The sequence below is a fragment of the Paraburkholderia phenazinium genome (genome assembly GCF_900100735.1).
Lineage (GTDB): Bacteria > Pseudomonadota > Gammaproteobacteria > Burkholderiales > Burkholderiaceae > Paraburkholderia > Paraburkholderia phenazinia.
In genome coordinates this window covers 791,279-810,517 of record NZ_FNCJ01000001.1, presented here as the reverse complement: position 1 = coordinate 810,517, position 19,239 = coordinate 791,279, and the positions used below count along the sequence as shown (strand labels likewise).

Annotated in this window: 15 protein-coding genes; 4 read left to right on the top strand and 11 right to left on the bottom strand. The window is 60.9% G+C overall.

Going from position 1 to position 19,239, the window contains the following annotated elements; all coding sequences use genetic code 11:
- The first annotated feature begins 116 nt into the window (after positions 1-116).
- The gene (locus BLQ92_RS03635) at positions 117-1,694 is read left to right on the top strand and encodes a tetratricopeptide repeat protein (RefSeq protein ID WP_090681732.1); all 1,578 of its coding nucleotides are present in this window, start codon (positions 117-119) and stop codon (positions 1,692-1,694) included.
- On the opposite strand, the gene BLQ92_RS03630 is transcribed toward BLQ92_RS03635, so the two are convergent.
- Positions 1,691-4,057, bottom strand: a complete 2,367-nt coding sequence (locus BLQ92_RS03630) for a bifunctional acetate--CoA ligase family protein/GNAT family N-acetyltransferase (protein ID WP_090681730.1) — start codon at positions 4,055-4,057, stop codon at positions 1,691-1,693. The genes BLQ92_RS03635 and BLQ92_RS03630 overlap by 4 nt on opposite strands.
- 449 nt (positions 4,058-4,506) lie before the next feature.
- On the opposite strand from BLQ92_RS03630, the gene BLQ92_RS03625 reads away from it, so the two are divergent.
- Entirely contained in the window at positions 4,507-5,376 is an 870-nt protein-coding gene (locus tag BLQ92_RS03625; protein ID WP_090681729.1) for a LysR family transcriptional regulator, read from the top strand.
- 173 nt (positions 5,377-5,549) lie between these two features.
- A complete protein-coding gene (locus tag BLQ92_RS03620; RefSeq protein WP_090681727.1) occupies positions 5,550-5,924 on the top strand; it encodes a hypothetical protein in 375 nt (124 codons plus the stop codon).
- Positions 5,925-6,028: 104 nt separating this feature from the next.
- On the opposite strand, the gene BLQ92_RS03615 is transcribed toward BLQ92_RS03620, so the two are convergent.
- The 7 genes from BLQ92_RS03615 to BLQ92_RS03585 form a co-directional block, all read right to left on the bottom strand.
- A complete protein-coding gene (locus BLQ92_RS03615; RefSeq protein WP_090681726.1) occupies positions 6,029-7,630 on the bottom strand; it encodes a peptide chain release factor 3 in 1,602 nt (533 codons plus the stop codon).
- A gap of 229 nt (positions 7,631-7,859) precedes the next feature.
- The gene (locus tag BLQ92_RS03610) at positions 7,860-8,921 is read right to left on the bottom strand and encodes a fimbrial protein (RefSeq protein WP_090681724.1); all 1,062 of its coding nucleotides are present in this window, start codon (positions 8,919-8,921) and stop codon (positions 7,860-7,862) included.
- Between the two features lie 59 nt (positions 8,922-8,980).
- Complete coding sequence (locus BLQ92_RS03605; protein WP_090681723.1) at positions 8,981-9,286, bottom strand: FimD/PapC C-terminal domain-containing protein; 306 nt, start codon at positions 9,284-9,286, stop codon at positions 8,981-8,983.
- Positions 9,286-10,413: a fimbrial protein gene (locus BLQ92_RS39190; protein WP_175772173.1), complete on the bottom strand. Its 1,128-nt coding sequence runs from the start codon at positions 10,411-10,413 to the stop codon at positions 9,286-9,288. Before BLQ92_RS39190 ends, BLQ92_RS03605 begins: the two co-directional genes overlap by 1 nt.
- A gap of 4 nt (positions 10,414-10,417) precedes the next feature.
- Positions 10,418-13,129, bottom strand: a complete 2,712-nt coding sequence (locus BLQ92_RS03595; RefSeq protein ID WP_090681910.1) for a fimbria/pilus outer membrane usher protein — start codon at positions 13,127-13,129, stop codon at positions 10,418-10,420.
- A gap of 133 nt (positions 13,130-13,262) precedes the next feature.
- Positions 13,263-14,003 carry a fimbria/pilus periplasmic chaperone gene (locus BLQ92_RS03590; protein WP_090681721.1) on the bottom strand — a complete coding sequence of 247 codons (741 nt, stop codon included), beginning with the start codon at positions 14,001-14,003 and terminating at the stop codon, positions 13,263-13,265.
- An 80-nt stretch (positions 14,004-14,083) separates the two neighbouring features.
- Positions 14,084-14,647, bottom strand: coding sequence for a fimbrial protein (locus BLQ92_RS03585; RefSeq protein WP_090681720.1), 564 nt, complete (start codon positions 14,645-14,647; stop codon positions 14,084-14,086).
- Positions 14,648-14,905: 258 nt separating this feature from the next.
- Between BLQ92_RS03585 and BLQ92_RS03580 the strand changes: the two genes are divergently transcribed.
- Positions 14,906-15,394 (top strand): alkyl sulfatase C-terminal domain-containing protein, encoded by a 489-nt coding sequence (locus BLQ92_RS03580; RefSeq protein WP_341806641.1) that lies wholly within the window; start codon positions 14,906-14,908, stop codon positions 15,392-15,394.
- Positions 15,395-15,643: 249 nt separating this feature from the next.
- On the opposite strand, the gene BLQ92_RS03575 is transcribed toward BLQ92_RS03580, so the two are convergent.
- The 3 genes from BLQ92_RS03575 to fae form a co-directional block, all read right to left on the bottom strand.
- Positions 15,644-17,083: an NAD-dependent succinate-semialdehyde dehydrogenase gene (locus BLQ92_RS03575; protein ID WP_090681717.1), complete on the bottom strand. Its 1,440-nt coding sequence runs from the start codon at positions 17,081-17,083 to the stop codon at positions 15,644-15,646.
- Complete coding sequence (locus tag BLQ92_RS03570) at positions 17,080-18,117, bottom strand: aldo/keto reductase (RefSeq protein ID WP_090681715.1); 1,038 nt, start codon at positions 18,115-18,117, stop codon at positions 17,080-17,082. Before BLQ92_RS03570 ends, BLQ92_RS03575 begins: the two co-directional genes overlap by 4 nt.
- 92 nt (positions 18,118-18,209) lie before the next feature.
- The gene (gene fae / locus BLQ92_RS03565) at positions 18,210-18,734 is read right to left on the bottom strand and encodes a formaldehyde-activating enzyme (protein WP_090681713.1); all 525 of its coding nucleotides are present in this window, start codon (positions 18,732-18,734) and stop codon (positions 18,210-18,212) included.
- Positions 18,735-19,239: the final 505 nt, after the last annotated feature.

Below are 19,239 nucleotides of genomic sequence, written 5' to 3'. Positions count from 1 at the left end.
CGCGGCAACAGCCCGGATTTTCAGGCAAAACCTATCGGAATTGCCCTACAGACGAGCCGCTCCGCAGCGCGGATAATTGGCGCCCAACAAAACGCACACGCCCTCGCCCGCCAATCATGCCCACCCCATCCTCCATCTCGTCTGCCGACATTCAAACCTGGTACATCGAGGCTGACGCAGCTCGTGGGGCTGGTGATATCGCGACAGCGCAAGCACTGGTCGAGCGAATCCTGGCCCACGATCCGGGGCGTGCCGGCGCCCGTTACCTACGGGGCCTGTTAGCGCTCGATTTGAATCAGTTGAAGGTTGCGCAAATCTGGATTGAGCGCGCGATCGAGGTGCTGGCCCATCCCGATTTCTACACCACGCTGTGCCTTGTTCAACTCAAGTTGAACGCGCTCACTAGCGCAACGCAAACAGCCCGGCAAGGGCTTGCGCTTCAGCCCGACTCGACCACGTTGCACTACTACGAAGGAGCGGCGCTGTTCGCACAGGGACTCATCGACGAAGCAGCCCTCAGCTATGGCAAGCTCCTCGAACTCGAACCAGATCACGCACAGGCGCACGCCAACATGGGTGTGGTCGCCAGAGTTCTGGGCGAGCTGGACGAGGCCGAGTGGCACCTGCGACGCGCCATGGTGCTGGCGCCAGACGATCGCAGCGCGCACGCCCATCTTGGCCCGGTCTTGCTGGCAGCGGGACGTTATGAAGAAGCATGGCCCTGGTTCGAAGAGCGCTGGGCCAACTTCATCAGCCCGGAAGGGCGTCCCGCGCCGAGGGCACGTCCGCAAATCCCGCTGCCGCAATGGAAAGGCGAAGATCCAGACGCGGCGCGCCACGCGCAGAGAGAAAGCGCGACCGGCTCGCGCTTGCTTGTCATCTCTGAGCAAGGCCACGGCGACAGTCTCCAGTTTGTGCGCTACTTGCCGTTGGCACTCGAGCGCTTTTCGCGAGTCGGTTACGTTTGCCGGCCAGCCTTGCGGCGTCTGTACGAACAGTCGTTGTGCATGCGCTGGCCTGGCCTCGTGCTGGTCGATGCCGAGACTGCCGACCTCGACGACTGGGACTGGCACTGCCCTTTGATGTCGCTACCTATGGCGTTCGGCACCCGTCTGGACACCATCCCCGCCGCAATGCCGTATCTCTATGCCGATCCCAAAGGCGCTGCCTCGTGGCGTGCAAAACTGGCTGCATTACCCAACCCCGAACTGCCGCGCGTCGGCGTGATCTGGGCCGGCGGCCATTCGGGCATGATGGAAGACAAAATGCGCAGCCTGACGCCCGAGCAAATCGCGCCCTTGCTCGCTTTGCCACACATCCGTTGGGTCAGTTTGCAGAAGACTGAGGACGCGACGAAGCGTCCCAACGGGGCCATGCGGGCGAATCTGACAGACTGGATGGGTGAAGTCATGGACTTCGCGGATACCGCCGCGCTGATCGAAAATCTCGACCTGGTGATCTCCGTCGATACCTCAGTGGCACATCTGGCCGCGGCGATGGGCAAGCCAGTCTGGCTGCTGAACCGTTTCGCGGGTTGCTGGCGCTGGTTGCGCGACCGGGATGACAGCCCGTGGTATCCCACCGTGCGTCTCTTCACCCAACGAAAGCGGGGCGACTGGGACGAGGTACTGACGCGGGTCGCTGCGGCCTTGCAGGAGCGATTCGTGCCGCAGGACGGACGGGCCGCCCGTTAAACCACCGCTTCCGCCTCATCCAGCGGCATCCTGAACCCCACCACGCCGGGATCTTCGGTCGGCGTCACGGTAAAACCACACGCCTTCGCCAGCGCGATCATTGGACCATTCTCTCGCAGCGCTTCCCCCACCAGCCAATGGGTGCCGCGCGAACGCGCATACGCGATGATCTTCTCCATCAGCAGCTTGCCGAGCCGTCGCCCCTTCTGATCCGAGCGAATCGCCACCGCAAACTCCGCGGTTTCGTTATCCGGGTCTGCCACGGCGCGCACTACCCCCAGCGTCCGCGTAAAGCCCTCATCGCACGGGACCGTTGCGATCAACGCCATCTCCCGGTCGTAGTCGATCTGCGTCATCCGCGCGAGCTGCGAGTGATCGAAGCTGCCAACCGCGCCGAAGAACCGCAGACGCAGGTCGTCGGGTGTCATCGCTTCGACGAAGTCGTGATGGGCCGCCTCATCCTCGGGGCGGATGGGCCGCACGGTGATGCGCAAGCCGTGCCAGTCGAGCGTTTCCTCATAGCGACGCGGATACGGCATGATCGCAAGCCGACTGCGCTTGGCGCCGAGCTGGATCGTCGGCGCCACCACTGAGGTGTGCTCGCGGAACACCCTCAGCGCGAGCTTTAACCCGACGATCTCGCGCACGTCGCATACCACTTGCGAGAGCGCCGTGAAAGCCGCCAGCACCGGCTCGGGCGCGGCGACTCGAGCGTACGGCGAGCGGGTCACCATATCGCGCGCCAGCATCGGGTTGAGCGGCGGTAAGCCGAAGACGCGCAGCGGCGCCGACACGCCATCCGCCGATGGCGTCGTGAAGCGGAACACTGGACCGAAGTTGTCGTCGTCGTGCAACTCGACGTCGATGTCGACGATCTTGTCCTGGTTTGCCTCCCGAGGCTCGACGTGCAGCCCGAAATGCGCCAGCAGGCTCGCCGCATGTTCTTCGGTAAGCGTGTCCTCGCCCGCCGCCAAGGCCGCACGCGCTTGCGCCTGGGCGGCGTCGATCTCAGCGGGAATCTGCGCCGGCAGTCCCTCAGGCGTCTGCATCAACAACTCGCGCCCCAACCGGTAATCGACCAGACGGGCGAACGCCCGCGCAAGGCGCTGCGGCGTTGTATGGACCGGGATGCCCTGGGCGTGCAACGCATCGCGCGTCGCCGCGTCCACCCCACCGAAGAAACACGCCAGCAGCCCACGATATGCAAACTTCTGATTTGCGATCAGCGCCTGCGCGACCTCGCCAACCGGCGCGTTATGGGTCGACGCATGCACGACGAACGCCGTGCCGGTCGCGCGATGCTGCGCGAGGACCTGCAAGGCCGTGCCGAAATGCTCGGCCTTCGCGTCGTCGCCAAGCAGCAGCGGGTTGCCTGCGACCGCTCGCGGTAGCGCGTTGGCGACCGCCTCCGTGGTTTCTGCAGGCCACTGCGCGAGGGTGTCGCCCGCCGCCGCGAACGCATCGCAGGCGAGCGTCGCGACGCCGCGGTCGCTGGTGATCAGCGTCGCCGTCGCCCCGGCCGCGACGCGGCCTACCCCAAGCGTTTCGATTTCGTCGAGCAGGTCGTCGAGCGAATCGACGCGCACCAACCCCGCACGCCGGAATGCCGCCGTGTACAAACCGTCGGCGGGATCGGCACGGCCCGAGCGCAGGGCCAGAACCGGCTTGTTGCGCGCCGCCGCCCGCGCCGCCGACATGAATTTACGGGCCGCGCGCACCGTGTCGAGCTCGAGCAGGATGGCGCGCGTGCCGGGGTCGCTCGCCAGGTAGTCGAGCACGTCGCCGGCGTCCACATCCGCCTCGCCGCCGAGCGCCACCGCGTGCGAGAAGCCCAAGCCACGCGCGTGCGCCCAACCCAGCACCGCATTCGTCAGGGCATTGGACTGCGACACCCACGCCACCCCGCCCGCCTTCACCAGGCACGAGGGAGCCCCCAGATGCGCCCGCAGCGCAGGCGACACCACCCCAAGGCTCCCGGGACCGACAATTCGCAACAGATGCGGTCGCGCCGCCGATAGGGCATGCCTAAGCGCGGTGCGGTCTTCGTCGCAATGCACTTCCCCCACGATGATGGCGGCTCGCGTGCCCAGACCACCGAGTTTGTGGATGATGCCCGGCCATGTCGCGGGAGGCGTGCAGATCAGCGCCACCGTGGGAGCCTCGGGCAGGTCACCGGCGTCCGCCACCACCAGATGGCCGTCGAGCGCGTCGTACTTCGGATTCACCGGCCACAGCGGCCCATCGAAGCCCCCTCCCACCACGCTCGCCCATACCAGGGCGCCGGTGCTGCGCGGCCGACGCGAAGCGCCGATCACCGCGACGGATTTGGGTCGGAACAGGGCATCGAGATTGCGAACGGTCACGGGACTCTCCGCGAGTCGAAGGGGGCGCGTTTAGGAGGAACGCGCGTCCCCCTCAGAATAGGCGATCTCGGCCCGTTGTGCAGCGCGTCAGATCAGGAAAACCTCTTGGCACCGCACGCCGTTTGACCTGTTCCCGGACGAGCACCTTTTGTTGCTCGCACCCGCTCAACATGCGAGCCGAAATGCGACAATCCGCGCCATGAAGCGTGTTGGAGACGACGCGCCGTCGCGCGGCATCGGTCGTACCCCAAACGCAGTAAGATGCGGCGAGGCGGCACGCGGTCCGGGAGACGGGCCGGCGGACATGCCAATTGCAGCACGATTGCCGCGGGGCCGCTCTGGAGACGAGACGCCCGCGGCGATCGCAGAACGATGACAACCATTGCGGACGGCAGGACGCGCCAACCCGGCGCACCACCGGACGACCAGAAAAGACAGAAGGTGAAGGTATGCGGCGCTTGCCATCGCTGATTGCGTTGCGCTTCTTCGAAGAGACAGCACGTCATTTGAGCTTCAACCGCGCGGCGAGCGCGCTATGCGTGACGCAGGGCGCGGTGAGCCGCCAGATCAAGATACTGGAGGAGTCGCTCGGCGCAAAGCTGTTCGAGCGCGACCACAAGGGCATCCGGCTGACGGCGGCGGGTTTGCAGTTGCTGCCGTGCGTGTCCGAGGCGTTCGATACGATCGAGCGCGGCACGCGCCAGATCACCACTGCCAAAGGGCGACGCCGCCTCGTGCTGTCCGTGCCGCCCACCTTCGCGACTCAGTGGTTCTCGCCGCGGCTCGGCTCGCTGGCGGTGGAACTGCCCGATGTCGAACTGTCCATCCGTACCGAGCCAAGCGAGGATTGCCATTGCAACATCCGCTTCGGCCGCGACGTGCTGCCGGACGCGCATTCCGAGTTGCTGATGACCGAGCGCCATACGCTGGTGGGTGCGCCGCATCTGCTCGGACGCTCGCTTGATACGTTGCTTGAGCGACTGCCCGCGCTGCATGTGCTGCATAACGAGACGCGGCTCGATCTGTGGCCGAACTGGCTGGCGACCGCCGGCCTGCCGGCGCATTACGCGGAAAACGGAATCGAGTTTTCGAATCTTGAGCAGGCGATTCATGCGGCGCGCAAAGGCGCGGGTTTGGCGATCGTCGACCGCAACATGATCGTCGAGGAACTGACGGATGGCAGCCTTGCGCGTATTTCCGAGATCGAGGTGAGCGGGCCGTTTGGGTATTGGCTCGATATCGCGCAACGGCATGCAGCGCTTGAGCATGTGCAGGCGTTTGCGGGGTGGCTGCGGGAAGAGGTTTTGAAGATGGGGTGAGAAAGCGGCGTCGATTGTTTTCAAGACGGAGCGGGCATGCTTGCGGGTTCATATCAAAAAAGCTGCACCTCTGCGATGCTCTATACTTTCGTTGCCATTTAGATGACGGTATCAGGGTTTGACGGCCTGACGTGTGCAGTGGCGCGCAGAACCTCATCAACGACTGCCGAATCATGACCGAAGACAAATCTCCTCTGCCCCAAGCGCTGGAAGTTCCCGCCAGCGATCAACTGCTCGATAGCATCCTCGAGAAGGCGGCCACCGCAGCACAGCGAACTGTTGAGCAGTTCGCCAAGCTCGCCTCACTGGCCCGTGCGATCGAACAATGCAATTCGTCGCCGGCAAGGCGCGCCAAGCTGCTGTTCGCGTTCGAAGAGATCGCGGCTAGCGCCGAAGCCAATGCACGGCTCGACGCTGAATTTTTCCAGGGCTTGCGCAACGGGCAGATATTGAAGCGGGAACTACGCCGCGCGCACTACGAACACGTGGAAGCGGATGCCGATTCCGAGGTTACAATTCTCGCGCCGTCTACGATGACGAGACACTGACCTCCGTTAACGCATAAAGGCCCACATATGGGCCTTTATTTGCATTAGTGGCCCACGCGAGGGCCACTAACAAGTCTATCAATTCTCCACAGCAAACGCGCTGCTTACATCGCCTTCTTGAACGGCGCGCCCGAATGCTCGCGCAACTCATTGAAGACGATCTTCGGCCACGCCTTCTGCGCGACTTCGATCTCGGAGATATGCGACGCGAGATACGTCGGTGCATTGGATGCATCAAGCGCGATCCGCGCAGCATAAGCATCGTTGAAGCGACGCAGTTCGGCCGCGTCGTCGCACGTCACCCAACGCGACATCCGGTAGCGCGCCGGCGCCATCCGTACATCGACCTTGTACTCAGTCGAGAGACGGTGTGACACGACTTCAAACTGCAGTTGTCCAACCGCACCCAGAATCATCAAGCCACCGCCAACCGGCCGGAACACTTGAATCGCACCCTCTTCGCCGAGTTGCTTCAACGCTTCGCCGAGTTGCTTGGCGCGCATCGGATCCACGACTTCAACTGTCTGGAAAATTTCCGGCGCGAAGAACGGCAGACCGACAAACTGCAGCGTTTCGCCTTCCGTCAGCGTATCGCCAAGGCTCAGCGTGCCGTGGTTCGGGATGCCGATGATATCCCCCGGATATGCTTCACTCACCGTCTCGCGGCGCTGCGACAGAAACGTCACCACGTTATTCGCGCGGAACGTCTTGTTCGAGCGGGTCACCTTCAACGCCATGCCCCGTTCGAAATGCCCTGAGCAGACGCGGATGAACGCCACGCGGTCGCGGTGCGCCAGGTCCATGTTCGCCTGCACCTTGAACACGACACCGGTGAATTTCGGCTCATCCGGCTCTACCGACCGCTGCACGGCCATGCGTGCCGACGGCGGCGGCGCCAGATCGACCAGCGCGTCCAGAATTTCCTTCACGCCGAAGTTGTTGATGGCCGAGCCGAACAGCACCGGCGATTGCTGACCGGCGAGAAACTGCTCGCGGTCGAAATCCGGCGACGCGCCAGTAATCAGGTCGATTTCTTCTTTCGCCTTGACCCAGCTATGGCCGAAACGGCGTTCGCCGTCTTCGTTGCTAAGCGCTTGCAGCGTTTCGACCTCGCCGCCCGCCTTATCCTGGCCGGCGCGGAACAAACGCACCTGATCATGCTGGATGTCATAGACACCCTGGAATTCCTTGCCCATGCCGATCGGCCAGGTGAACGGAATCGCCGCGACGCCCAGATGCTGTTCGATCTCATCGAGCAGTTCGAGCGGCTCGCGCACTTCACGGTCGAGCTTGTTAATGAAGGTGACGATCGGCGTCTTGCGGCTGCGGCAGACTTCGAGCAGCTTCAGCGTCTGCGGTTCGACGCCGTTGGCGCCGTCGATTACCATCACGGCAGCGTCGACCGCCGTCAGTACGCGGTAGGTGTCTTCGGAGAAGTCCTCGTGGCCCGGGGTGTCGAGCAGGTTGATGACGGCGTCGCCGTACTCGAACTGCATCACCGAGCTGGCCACCGAAATGCCACGCTGCTTTTCGATCTCCATCCAGTCGGAGGTCGCGTACCGATTACTTTTGCGGCCCTTCACGGTACCGGCGATCTGAATCGCGCCCGAAAACAGCAGCAGCTTTTCCGTGAGCGTGGTCTTGCCCGCGTCCGGGTGGGAAATAACCGCGAACGTGCGGCGGCGTTTGAGTTCGGAGACTGACATCGGTACGGGCGGTCACGAATAGGGGTTCGGGCAACTCCACCGCATCACAACCCGGTTGCGAACGGGCGTTTCAGAATACGGGAATTGCCGGCACAGAACAGCGCAGGGAACGAATGATACACGTCATGGGGACGGGCGTAAGGGAAATGGGGATTCGGGGGCGGATGAAGCGCCTGGACGTGGCACCCGTCCAGGCGCTTCCGGCAAACAGCGGGGCGCTTGCGCAGAGCTATTGATAGGACATGGTGAAGGTGGCCACACCCTTTACTGTACCCGGGGTCGAAGGCCCCGTCGTTCGTATGTATTGCACGGTCAATGGAATATTCATCGTCCCACCGGCGGCCGTACCTGCCGACCATTGATTCATATTTCCCGCTACCGGAGAGTCGGGGCCGTAGGCAATCGGCGTCGTTCCTTTAAGAATCTGCAAGCCAATGCCCGTCGCCGTTGAGTCTGGTGTCAGTCCCAAGGTGGTCGACCTGCTGGAAACATTCGACGCATCGGTCAGCGTCACATAAACCTTGGCCCCCGAAGGGCAGTTGACGCCGAGGTTGAACGACGTCTGTCCAGCCGGTCCCAAGGCCAAACTACCTGGAGAGACGGTAGGCAATGGTTGCTCGACAGAAGGTGTAGTCACACTACAACTGCGCGGGACTATCGTCGCCGTTACCGCAAGCCCCGACACCGCAAGCGGGGCCGCACTACCATCCGTAGGCTGAATGACTAACCAGGGATTGACGTTATAGGAGAGTGCAGGTGTGGCGCTCAGGTCAACTGGCCCCGTTACGATGAGCTGCATCGTGAAACGCATATTCTGGAAGTAGTAAGGAGAGGGTGCGGTCCAGGTCCATACAACAGGCATAGTTCCCGATGGAATACCGTATCCAGTATTCGCGAGCGTCAAAATTTTAATGCCAATGCCCGGGATATTAGTGGCGTATACTCCGGCCGCGCCAGTACCCGACATCTGGAAAGACAACGTGGTAGGCACATTGGCTCCACACCAGAACTGCTGCCCCGGGTTGATATTGTCGTAATACTGGGCAGACTTCGACACAATGACAGTCCCCACCGCCATGTTTGCGGGCACCGTCACGCTGCCAAAATCAACGTTTCCAACATTAAAGCCACCGCTCGAAAATGAGCACGTTGCGTTCGCCGGAACCGGCGTACCCATGCAAAGCACACACGCGATGACCATCAGGATTCCCCGTGCCAACATAAGGCATTCCAAACCTTTTAAGTTATCGAAGCATACTTTGGCACAGAAAACTTTGAATAATTCTTTCATAGTCCGATCGCCAGCAGACTTCTTGTAATGCACGGGCTGAGGAAACCGGCCAGGCTAAATCAACGTTCTGCGTTCATCTGCCTCGGAAGCACATAATCGATCCGACACTGCTCGGCCCCAGCCTCGCCCCACTTCACAAACAACGATCCCTTATCCTCCAGCCCGCGAGCAAGAATCCAGCTACCCGTCACAACGACACCGACGGTGATACCCGAGCCATTCACCACATCCACACCGAACGGCAGCGCGTTGTCACCGGGTTGCAGCGCGTGAATCAGTGCTGCGCGCCCGTTTGTCGTTTCAGCCTTCAGCATCACGACCGAACTGAGCACCGGCGAGGCTTGCTTTAATATCGCGTCACTCATTACTGGTAAGCCATCGTAAAAGTGGCTAGCGCCTTGACCGATCCGGCCGAGACTGTGCCAGTGCTGATATATCGCGCAGTCAACGGCACCTGTAGCGTTCCGTTTGGCGAACTACCAATTAACCATTGATTCGTATTGCCCACGACGGCGGAGTCCGCGCCGAACGATACCGGCGAGCTGCCATTCAACACCTGCACCCCAACGCCTTTCGCCGTCGAGTCGGCCGTAAGCTGAAGCGTATTGCTCCGGTTCGCCTGATTGACGCTGTCAGTGAGCGTGATATAGACCTTCGCGCCGGATGTACAGCTAAGTGAAAGAGAAAATGCCCGCGCTCCCGCAGTTGTACCAACGCTGGCAAGTGCGCCCGTGCCGATGTTGGGAAGTGAAACGGGAGGAGTCGGTTGGACTGAACACGTCGCCTGGGTGAGGGTGCCTGTTGCGGTCCCTGTATAAAGGTTTGGCGCCGGCCAAGATTTGGGATTATCCGAGGAAACGAACGCGAGCCCGACCACCGCGGCAGTCGTAAGGTTCGAAATCCCGCCAGAAATCGGGCCGGTGACGACGAGCTGAACGGTTACGGTCATCGGCGCTGGCACATAAGCGCCACCAACGGGACCGCTGAAAGGACAGGTAACGGCCGCCGCCCCATTGGCAATGGTGACGTTCGCGGCATTGCACGCCGACGAATTGAAGATGTAACGAACTCCGATGCCGGTGACATTTGTCTGATAGACGTCTGTTCCTAGTACCAGCGGCGTGGTCGTCGTGAAATTGGCCGTATTCGTGGCGCTCGTTTCGTTCGGGTTGCTACCGCTATTGGCGAATTTGCATTGCATCGTATAGTCGATCGGTGCAAGTGTGCTTACTACGGTTCCGACTGGCGTGTTTGCAGGGACGGAAATCGATCCGGCCACAAGCGTCTGGCCAAGGGCGGTTAGAGAATTGCATGTGATATCCGCATGCGCAGATGCGGAGACCAGCCCTGCAAACAGAACCAGCGCAACACGCACGAGGAATCGGGTCAACGGGGAATCGCCGAGGCGCTTGCTGACCTGAATGTCGATTTGCTGTTCGCGGATATCTTTGGGGCAAGACTCATTCAATACCAATTTCTGATCACACATCATTTCTTCACCTCTGCGATTGACTGGACACTGCTTCGCTCGAAACGATATCTGCAGGATCCGTTTCACCACCACCCACGCAATGTCCTTCGAACGACTGGTACGCCGCAGCCGACTTACCCGACGACTTCGGCAACACATAATCAATCCGGCACTGCTCTGAGCCCGCTTCGCCCCACTTCACGAACAACGAACCCTTGTCTTCCAGGCCGCGTGCGAAGATGCGGCTGTCCTGCGCCACAACGCCAACCGTCTTGCCGTCCTGGTCCACCACATCGACACCAAACGGCAACGCCTTGTCGCCTAATTGAGGAGCACGAATCAATGCCGCCCGTCCGCTCACCGTCTTGTACTTGAGCATCACTACCGAACCTAACCGCGGCACCGCCTGCTCCGAAGTCGATTCAAACTCGACATCGGTCGAGGTGCCCTTCGGATCGATATCCACCGTGTTCATGCCATACGGTGTCAGGTACGGCACCACCGCATAACCGCGACTGTTGACCTTCACACCCGGCGCGCTCGACACACTGGCCCCTTCGGCTCCCGGCGCCTCGACAATGCCGAACGTATCGCCCACGGTCTGCGAGAACGTCACACCGCCCGGATGCGCGACCACCGTCCCACTGATGCCCGCTGACACCTGGTTCGTACCCGAGCCCGAACTGGCCGACGCAGTCATCTGCGCATAGGGGGCACGCCAGGTACCGCTGACACCCGCGTTGGACGAGGCCCCGCTGCTGGCGCTGTTGTATGTGCCATAGGCGTTATACGAGTACTGGTTGTTGTCGCCGAGCGAGCCACTGACATTAGCCTGCATGTTCATCGCGCCACCCGAGCTCGACAGGTTGGTCGACATCAACGGCGCATGCTGGCTATGGCCGAGCGGTATCGTCGTGCTAACCATGTACAGATTCTCCATCGAGCCGTCGGAGTTGCGTGTACGTCCCGCCGTAATGCTGTAGGTGCCGTACTTGAAGCCGTTGGTGTAGCCGGCCTGATAGAACGTATCGCTACCGCTGCGATTCCAGTACTTCTGCGACGACGCGCTCAGAAACACGGTGCCGTGATCCTTGAAGTTCTGGTTGACTGTTATTTGCAGCCGGTTGCGCTGCCGGTCGACCGAGTTGATGTCGCCGCCATGCAAGGCTGCATCGCGCACCGACGCGGCATCCGACAGATTGAGGAAGCCCGCGGTCGAATAGCGGTACGCCGCCACCGAAATGTTCGTGTCCGTCGAATCGATAAACTTGCTGTAGCCAATGCGTAAGCTGGTGCCGCGCATCGTGCTTTGCCCTGGCACCTGCGTCTGAGCGCCGGTAATGTCTGCCGAGAAGGCGCCGTACTTTGTGTTGAGCGCGGCGCCAATGTCGGCGGCCACGTAGCCGTTAGCAACCACGGCGCCGCCGTAGGCTGTCACCGTGTTGGTGAGACCGCGCTGCAGTGTGAACTGCGCAAAAGTGGGTTTCGTTTCGAGCGTATCGTTACGCAATTGCCCAGCCGTCGCCGAGAACCGCGTGGTGCCCGGCCGCAATGACTGCGCAACCGAGGCGTACGGCACAGTAAAGCTTTGGGTGTGTCCATCCGCTTCGGTCACGGTCACGTCGAGGTTGCCGCCGTAGCCGGTCGCATACAGGTCCTTGATCTCGAACGGCCCCGGCGACACCGTGGTTTCGTAAATGATCTGTCCGTTCTGGCGAATCGTCACGCGCGCGTTCGATTGCGCCGTACCACGCACCACAGGCGCATAGCCACGCATCGATTCGGGCAGCATGCGGTCGTCTGTCGCGATCTGTACGCCGCGAAAAGCGACGCTGTCGAACACATCGCCCGTGGTGTTGGCATCACCCAACGTCACCTGCGACTTGAGCTTCGTCACGTCGTGCTGGACGTAGGTGGCGATGTCATCGAATTGAGTGCCTTCGCCCGCCGTCGAGGTCACCGACGACTGATGGCGGAAATGCCATCCGCCGATGTTCACACCCGCATCAAGCCCCAGATAGCTCTGAGTCGAATTGATGCCAGCACCGCTGGTGTGATACGTATTTGCGTTGTAGCTCACGAAGCCCGCGTTCACGCCCTGTTGCCACATCTCCGACGGCACATAGCCGCGCGCAGCGTTGCGCATGTACTTCTGCGGCACAGTCAGCGTGAGCTTCTGCTCCGAAAAATCGAAGTCGACAGTCGCGTCCGGCACGCTAGCGCTCAGGTCAATGCACTCGTTGCTATCGGCGGCAGCACCGGCTGCCTTGTCGGCCTGCGCTGCGGCAGTCGCATCGCTCGCCTTGCCGGCCTCCGGCTTAGCACCGGCGTCCACGCCGACCTTGGCAAAGTCGACCCCGAAGCCCTCGAGCACCTGACGACTAAAGCAAGGACGTGCCGTATCACTCGCCGGTACCGCCACAAAGCGGACATCCTGCCGGGCAATGCGGATATCGTTCAGCCACACGTCAACCGAGTACACACCCGGAGATACCGCGTTGCCACGCGCGAAACGCGCAACATCCACGGTCTCGTTCGGGTCGGTGCGCAGGAACGTCGAATCGAACTGCACCGCTGCGGGAACCGTGTCGCTCTCGGAAGCACTCACGCTCGCCGGCTGGACGCCGCCCACCACCGCGAAAACCGACAGTACAACTGCGGTGACGGGGTTCAGGCCGAACGGACCAGATAGAGCGCTGGTGCGAGCATGCGACTGAAGACGAGGTGAAGGTTTCATGATCTGGCTGACTTCTAATGTCCGGTAACAGGCGTGCGTCATCCCTATGCGTTGCCTGTGCAACGCACACTGTGTTCAGGAAAGGGTTGTCAATGGGCGGAAGGCGGCCGCCCGGCCGGCGAACTACTGAGGCCTATCTGCCGAGCGTCGCGTCGCCAGCCATGGCGCCGCCGTAATCGCTGATTGCCGTGTAGTGGATCTTCGCGCCCGCAGCTACTGCATTCATCTGCGCGACGGGCATCACCTCGGTCGCGTGGGGCGCCACCATGCCGCCCCGTTCGTTCTTGTAGGTGTGACCGCCGCTTTCGACATCGACTTCGCTAAACGACACGTAGTACGGCGTCGGATTCGATACGCTCAGGGCTTCGCCTTTGCCGTCCGGCGCAGCCGTGACCTTCCAGCTCAATTGGGCCGGTGCTTCCTCCGGCTTGCCCGACAGCTTCGGCGGCCGCACGAACACCTTGATGCGTGTGCGATAGGCAAGCTGCAGCGTATTGGCGCCCTCCTTGTTGTCTGCCTTGGGCGGAATGTCGAGCACGTTGAGCCAGTACACCGATTCGCGATCGGTCGGCACCGCCTCGCCGCTGTAGATGACACGCAGCGTTTGCGATTTCTTCGGGTCCATACGGAAGATCGGCGGCGTAATCACAAACGGCACTTTGATTTCGCCCGGCTTCGCATCCGGATGGCCGTCGTCGATCCACACCTGTACAAGGGACGGCGTGGCGCTGTCGTTTTCGAGCTTGACCGTGACTTCGCGCTGGTCCAGCGGATACACCACACGCGTACCGCCAATCGTTACGCTTGCATTTGCGTTGCCCGCCAGCAGCGCACAGGCCAATCCAACTCCTATTGCAATTCGACCGAGCTTCATCACATTCACCTCTTTGAAAAATAGTCTTGAAAATGGGCTGTAAAAAAGGCGTTCGTACGAGCGAACGCCTTAGCTTTCGCTTACTGGTACTGCATCGTGTAGTTAACGCTCGTGCTTACTGCACCGCTCGTCGCCTTACCCGTGGCGTAGTACTCGCCGTAGTAGTTGAGAGTTGCAGCGCCTCCGGTAATCGTCGCGCCATTAGCGGCCATATCGTTGTTCAAACCGCTGGTGATGTTGATCGGCTGGAACGATGCGTTCAGCAAACGCACTTCGACGTTGGTAGCCGGGCTTGTGGCTGCCTGGTTCTTCAGGTAGCCGTTGCTTTGGTCAACGGTCGGGCCACTTTCGAAAAAGGCCACCGCCTTGGTCGCCGTGCCCGAGCAGCCGGTCAGCGCCAGTACAATCGGCTGCGTCCGGCCGGCCGTTGCGCCTGCCGTTCCGAGCACGGAGGCCGAAACCTTCGGCAACGAGACATTCGGAATGTTCGCGGGTGTGCCGGCCGCGTTGCCATTGATCGAACACGTGGTGTCCGACAGGCTGCCCGTGAACGTAATCGTGCCGTCCGACGCTTGCGCGCCCAGCGATGCAAGACCCAGCAGACCGCCGGTTGCGATTGCAATTACGGGGATGAGTGACTTCATGGTTACTGCTCCAGTGAGTTAAAAAAACAACTTTCTTGATTCGATTCAACGGCGAATTCGTGTTCAGGACGTCCCGCCATTTGCCCCTGGGCGTTCCAATGTTCATCGCCGGAAAAGGCGGTCTTGTCTCGAACCATTGGCCTATCGTTCAGGCGCAACTTAATGATATGGAGTGGGGGTTGGTCAGTACCTAGGACGATTCCTATTTGAGTAGGAACAATCTGATACGCCGCGCAGACTCTCCAGGACGAATCTGCGATTGTTCTGACTGGCCGAACGGGCCGGTCTAGCGATGCCTACGAGCAGACGGGCTACCAGGCCGAGTCGGCAAGCTGGCGTAACTTCTATCTCATCGGGGCGATGGAGCTGCGCAACGGCGTGCGCAAGATGCGATTCGGCAGCTCGCAAAGTCCGGATACCATCAAGGCCATGCCTCTGGAGATGTTCCTCGACTACCAGGGCGTTCGCTTAAATGGAGCTTGTGCGGCCGGCAAGTCCATTAGCTTCAACTTCGTGATGACCGACACCAATGAGAGTTATGTGGTCGGTGTTGAGAATTCCGCGCTTCATTATTCGAAAGGCAAAACATCGGATAAGGCGGATGCCTCGGTGACAACGACACGCACCGATCTCAACGAAGTCATGATGGGCAATACGTCGATGGAGAAACTGGTCATGGCCGGTAAAGCCAAGATTAGCGGGATGTGGTGTTTGCTTCATCAGAAGCAACGATGCAGGCCATTATGAATGGACAGCCAACCGTCGACGCTGCGTTCGCCGATAACCTGATCGTTCTCGATGCAGACGAAGCGCATACGAAGTTGCTGCGTTCGGCTCTCGATAACGCCTTTCCTGTAGAAGGAAATCGAGCGGTTAATTTCTGAACAAGACACAATGCGGACGATTGTGTCTATCTCATCATCGTGAGTGCCATGAAATATGGCCGAACGCAGAGGCGTTCGGCCATATTTTTCAGCGCTACGGGTAGTGCGACGCTCAGCGTCCGAGGCCGCCCATCATCATGTACTTCAGTTCCATATACTCATCGAGCCCGTACTTCGAGCCTTCGCGGCCCAGACCCGATTCCTTGACGCCACCGAACGGCGCCACTTCCGTGGAGAGTATCCCTTCGTTGACCGCCACCATGCCGCTTTCCAACGCCTCTGCCACACGCCACGCCCGGCCGAGATCGCGGGTGTAGAAGTACGCGGACAAACCGAACGGCGTGTCGTTAGCCGCGGCGATCGCCTCTTCTTCGGTCTTGAAGCGGAAACAAGCGGCTACCGGACCAAACGTCTCTTCGCCAGCAATCAGCATCGACTTCGATGCGTCGATCAGCACCGTCGGCTCGTAGAACGTGCCGCCAAGCGCGTGACGCCTGGCGCCCGTCAGCACCTTGGCACCCTTCTGCAGCGCATCAGCTACATGCGTTTCTACTTTCTTCAACGCAGCGGCATTGATCAGCGGGCCTTGTTCGACTTCCCCTTCAAGCGCATTGCCGACACGCATCTTCTGCACTGCCTTCGTCAGCGCCTGGGTGAAGGCATCGTAGATGCCGTCCTGCACGTAGAAGCGATTGACGCACACACAGGTCTGCCCGGTGTTGCGAAACTTTGAGGCCATCGCGCCTTGCACGGCGGCTTCGATATCCGCATCGTCAAACACGATGAACGGTGCATTGCCGCCGAGTTCGAGCGAGAGCTTCTTGAGCGTGTCCGCGGATTGCTTCGCGAGCAGCTTGCCCACACGTGTCGAACCGGTGAACGAGAGCTTGCGCACCACGGACGAAGCAGTCAGCGCACCGCCAATCGCCACCGCATCGCCAGACACGATATTGAACACGCCAGCAGGAATGCCCGCCTGTTCGGCCAACACAGCCAGTGCGAACGCGGACAGCGGCGTTTCTTCGGAAGGTTTGAGCACCATCGTGCAGCCCGCGGCCAATGCAGGACCTGCCTTGCGTGTAATCATCGCCAGCGGGAAATTCCACGGCGTGATGGCCGCGACGGCCCCAATCGGCTCACGCGTCACAATGATCTTCGCCTTCGGATTCGGGCTAGGAATCACATCGCCATAGGCGCGCTTCGATTCCTCAGCGAACCACTCCAGGAAGCTCGCCGCGTAGCCCACTTCACCACGTGCTTCGGCAAGCGGCTTGCCCTGCTCGCGCGACATCAGTTCAGCGAGCGCGTCGCGATTCTCGAGCATCAACTCGCCCCAGCGCTTCACTCGCGCGCCACGTTCCTTCGCGGTCAACGCACGCCAGCCCGGGAAGGCACGTTCGGCAGCGGCAATCGCCTGCTGCGTTTCCGCTGCGCCACCCTTGGCCACGTTCGCGATCAGCTCGCCATTGGCCGGATTCAACACGGCATACGTCTCGGCGCCTTGATGCCACTCGCCGTTGATGTAGTGCCCGGTACGGAGAAAATCACTCATGCTGCTTTATCCAAGGTTTGGACGAACGCCCCTTGCGCCGGCCGCGGCTCGCGGGCGATGCGCTTGCCCGCCGTGTAATCGTTGATCAGATCGCACGGCGTGTAGTTGCGTTCGAGTTCGTAGAGTTCGTCGGCGGAGAGCTTGGTGTCGAGCGCCGCGAGCGCGCTGTCGAATTGCGCCGGTGTATCCGCGCCAACCAGCATGCTGGCCACGCCATCATGATTGAGCACCCACGCCTGCGCGATCTGCGCCGCCGGCACACCGCGCGCCGCGGCCACCCGCGCCACCGATGCCGCAATTTCACGCGACGCCGCATCGCCGTACATTTGCGCGGTGAAGAAGTCGGTCTGGTTACGCGTCGAGTTCGGATCGCTCGTCAGCAGACCGCGTGCGAGCGGACTGAACACCGAGACGCCGACGCCCTGATCCTCGCAATATGGAATCATCTCGCGCTCTTCCTCGCGGTAGGCCAGATTCAATTGCAACTGCATGTTGATCGGCTTGTGCCAGCCATTGCGCTCGCAGACCTGCATGATCTTGGCGAACTGCCACGTGTACATCGTGGAGACGCCGATATAGCGTGCCTTGCCCGCCCGCACGATATCGTTCAAGGCGCCCATCGTTTCTTCGACCGGCGTATTGACGTCAAAGAAGTGCAGCATGTAGATATCGAGGTATTCCATGCCGAGACGCGTGAGCGATGCGTCGATGCCGTCCATGATGTGCTTGCGCGAATGGCCGCCGGCATTCTGATACGTGCCCATATCGTAGCCGACCTTGGTCGTCACGACGATCTCTTCACGGCGCGCAATGCGCTTCAAAATCCGGCCCACCACTTCTTCACCCACACCGGTCGAATAGAAATCCGCCAGGTCGATAAAGTTGACGCCCGCTTCCAGCGCGTGACGCACGATCGGCTCGCTTTGCGCTTCATCGAAGATCCACGGCTTCCATTGCGGCGTGCCCATGTTCATCGTGCCGAGGCACAGGCGCGACACTTTCAGGCCCGATTGGCCGAGGCGAACGAATTCCATTGTGTTTGTCTCCTATGCTGCATGGTGGCTAATGACGGCGGTTGCGCAGCTCATATGGCGCGCGAACGGCGGCGTGTTAGCGGCTTGGTGTTTTAACGTTGCTTCGGCGTGTAGAACGGGTTCGACACCTCGCGCGCGGCGGCGAACACTTCTTCGCGATGCGGCAGGCCTTTTATCGCAGCGAGGATCGCGTTCTTGCAAGCGCGATAGTTGTTCTCGAACACTGCATCGAGATCGTCGGTCTTCGGATTGACCCAGTTTGCCGACACGACAACCCAGTCGTTTTCCGCTTCCGGCGGCAGCGTGCCGTTCTCGAGCGACTCGGCCACCGCCTTGGCGATGCCCGCCTGCGATGCGCCCCACGTGGCGTTGCCATGGAAGTCGCCTTCGATCTGCGCCTTGTTCACATACAGCGTCAGGGGCTTGGTCGGGATACCCGGACGGGCGATCACCACGAACGGCGCGTGACCGGCAGACGGCGTCGACAGCGCGGTAGCAAAGGCCTGGCCGGCCGGGCCATTGCGCGGGCCGACCAATACGTTAATGTGCGCGAGGTTCACGCCCGGGCCTTCGAAGCCTTCGCCGATATAGAGTTGCTTTTCTGTCGATACGCTCATGTCTGATCCCGTCAAGGGTTTGGGTGGATGAGCGGATTGTGCTATTCGAGGTGAGCGACCATGAATCGATGTTTTTTGATCCGGGGTATGAGATGGACTCAACTCCGGGTTTGTCCTAGGCGCATCGCTGCATTGGCAACGGTTTCGCCGTTAAGGTGAGGGTTTTCGGGACCTGCGGCGCAAACGGTGGAAAAGTCGCTAGAGGTGATGGGTCTCGGCATGGCGCACGCACCGGAAATTCTGGACTCCGGGCTAGTTTGAGGAGCCACGAAAGATTCAAGCAATGCGCTAAGGCGACGCACAAACAGCGTCTCGCGAGCCGCCTGTCAATCGCGCAAACCCTTTCCAGACAAGGCGTTCAGACGTCTCACCAATAATGCTTCAACGTCCGCGAGAACACGCAAGACCCGCGTGATCGAACCATGCACATTGCACGGAGGTGTTTCGGAACACGCAACGATCGCGCAACGCAAAGCGCAGCCGCTCATGGATTCAGCGGCTGCGG

Bases quoted from the DNA above. Each gene is read 5' to 3' on its own strand.
- BLQ92_RS03635 (WP_090681732.1), top strand. From the start codon at position 117: ATGCCCACCCCATCCTCCATCTCGTCTGCCGACATTCAAACCTGGTAC.
- BLQ92_RS03625 (WP_090681729.1), top strand. From the start codon at position 4,507: ATGCGGCGCTTGCCATCGCTGATTGCGTTGCGCTTCTTCGAAGAGACA.
- BLQ92_RS03620 (WP_090681727.1), top strand. From the start codon at position 5,550: ATGACCGAAGACAAATCTCCTCTGCCCCAAGCGCTGGAAGTTCCCGCC.
- BLQ92_RS03615 (WP_090681726.1), bottom strand. From the start codon at position 7,630: ATGTCAGTCTCCGAACTCAAACGCCGCCGCACGTTCGCGGTTATTTCC.
- BLQ92_RS03610 (WP_090681724.1), bottom strand. From the start codon at position 8,921: ATGAAAGAATTATTCAAAGTTTTCTGTGCCAAAGTATGCTTCGATAAC.
- BLQ92_RS03605 (WP_090681723.1), bottom strand. From the start codon at position 9,286: ATGAGTGACGCGATATTAAAGCAAGCCTCGCCGGTGCTCAGTTCGGTC.
- BLQ92_RS39190 (WP_175772173.1), bottom strand. From the start codon at position 10,413: ATGATGTGTGATCAGAAATTGGTATTGAATGAGTCTTGCCCCAAAGAT.
- BLQ92_RS03595 (WP_090681910.1), bottom strand. From the start codon at position 13,129: ATGAAACCTTCACCTCGTCTTCAGTCGCATGCTCGCACCAGCGCTCTA.
- BLQ92_RS03590 (WP_090681721.1), bottom strand. From the start codon at position 14,003: ATGAAGCTCGGTCGAATTGCAATAGGAGTTGGATTGGCCTGTGCGCTG.
- BLQ92_RS03585 (WP_090681720.1), bottom strand. From the start codon at position 14,647: ATGAAGTCACTCATCCCCGTAATTGCAATCGCAACCGGCGGTCTGCTG.
- BLQ92_RS03575 (WP_090681717.1), bottom strand. From the start codon at position 17,083: ATGAGTGATTTTCTCCGTACCGGGCACTACATCAACGGCGAGTGGCAT.
- BLQ92_RS03570 (WP_090681715.1), bottom strand. From the start codon at position 18,117: ATGGAATTCGTTCGCCTCGGCCAATCGGGCCTGAAAGTGTCGCGCCTG.
- fae (WP_090681713.1), bottom strand. From the start codon at position 18,734: ATGAGCGTATCGACAGAAAAGCAACTCTATATCGGCGAAGGCTTCGAA.